The sequence below is a fragment of the Nocardia barduliensis genome (assembly GCF_013315795.1).
Lineage (GTDB): Bacteria > Actinomycetota > Actinomycetes > Mycobacteriales > Mycobacteriaceae > Nocardia > Nocardia barduliensis.
Map to the genome: position 1 here is coordinate 1 of NZ_JABLTE010000255.1, position 1,633 is coordinate 1,633.

Annotated in this window: 1 protein-coding gene; it reads left to right on the forward strand. The window is 72.5% G+C overall.

Annotation, left to right across the window (positions count from 1 at the left end; translation table 11 throughout):
* On the forward strand, nt 1-1,568 hold a 1,568-nt coding region (locus HOV91_RS39040; protein ID WP_174190181.1), incomplete at its 5' end, for a vWA domain-containing protein.
* Nucleotides 1,569-1,633 lie beyond the last annotated feature (65 nt).

Genomic DNA, 1,633 nt, shown 5'->3' on the forward strand with positions numbered 1-1,633 from the left:
ACCTCGTGGTCACGATCGCCCCGGGCGCGGCCCACGGACACCCGGCGGTGTTCATGCCGCATCGCACCGCCATAGAACTCGACGGCACCCACCTCAAGATCGACCCGAACACCGCGCGCCCAGGCCGCAACAGCGACCGCGCCCGCTACGCGGCGGTGTGGGGTGCGTTCGTGCACGAATGCGCCCACGCGCGCCACTCGGTGTGGGAGCCGCCCGCGCTCGCGAATCCGGCCGTGGTCGAGGCCGCGATGCTGCTGGAAGAGTCCCGTATCGAGGCCGCCCAGGTCCGCCGCCGCCCCGCCGACCGGCACTGGCTACGCGCCTCGGCCACCGAGATCGTCATCGGAGACACCGGCGGTCCCGCCGCTATGGCAGCCGTGCCCGCCACCGAATACGCTGCCGCGCACTCGGCCGCGTTGATCCTGGGCCGCGTGGATGGCGGCATCCTCGAACCGACCGAGGCCGCGCCCGCTGCCGCCGTGATCAAGGCCATCCTCGGTGCTGCGAAACTTGCCCAACTCCAAGCGATCTGGCAGCACGCGCATACCCTTGCCGACGACGACACGGCGGGGATGCTCGAACTCGGGCAGCGCTGGCTCGAGCTGGTCGGTCCTGACCCGCACGCCGAACCCGACCCGACCTCGATACTGGCTGCCGGTATCAGCGAAGCGGTCGCCAACGTGACCAGGGCCATTGCCGCCGAGCCGGTTCCGCTCGACCCCGCTGAGGTCGCTGCCGCTGCCGCTGCCGCCGAACGTGCGGCCGAACTCGCGGCCGAGGCCACCGCGCGCAAGGTGTTCGGCACTCGGGGCTCGACTCCCATCAGCCGCGCCCCTCGCGCGCCGCGCGCGGAGGAACGGGCCGCCGCTCGTGTGCTGGCGCGCGCGTTGAGCACCGCCAGCCGCCGCGAACGCGCCGTGATCAAAACCGGTTCGGTGATACCGCCGGGGCGGGTGCGGATGCGCGGTGCGATGGCACGCGAAGCCCAGCGCGCCGCCGGTGCCATCCCCACCGCCGAGATGTTCACCCGCACCGTGCGTAAGACCGTGCCCGTGCCCCCGCTGCGAGTCGGGATCGCCTGCGACATCTCCGGGTCGATGACCGCCTACGCCAAGCCGGTCGCCTCCGCCGCGTGGATCATCGCCCACGCTGCTCACCTCGCTACCATGCCCGCCGACACCGCCACCCTCACCTTCGGCAACGAGGTGCATCCCGTCACACGCCCCGGCACCGCACCCGCCAAGGTCACCGAATTCAAATCCAGCGACAACTACGAGGCCATCGATGAGGCCATCGACGCGCTCGACGGCGCGCTGGGGCTGTCGCGCCGCGAGAACACCCGCCTGCTGGTCGTCATCTCCGACGGCGTCTTCAGCGCCGAACCTCGCCGACGTGCCCAGCAGCGCCTCGACCGGCTGCGTGCCAGCGGGTGCGCGGTGCTGTGGCTCGCCCCCAGCACTCGCGGAGTCAGACCCCTCACCGGTGCCACCGTCCACACCATCACCGACCCCGCCGCCACCGCCCAAGCCATCGCCCGCGCTGCCACCACCGCCGTACGCACCGCATGACACCCCGCCGGGGCGGGCGGACACACCCCGCCCGCCCCGGCGGGGTGTCATGCGGTGCGTACGGC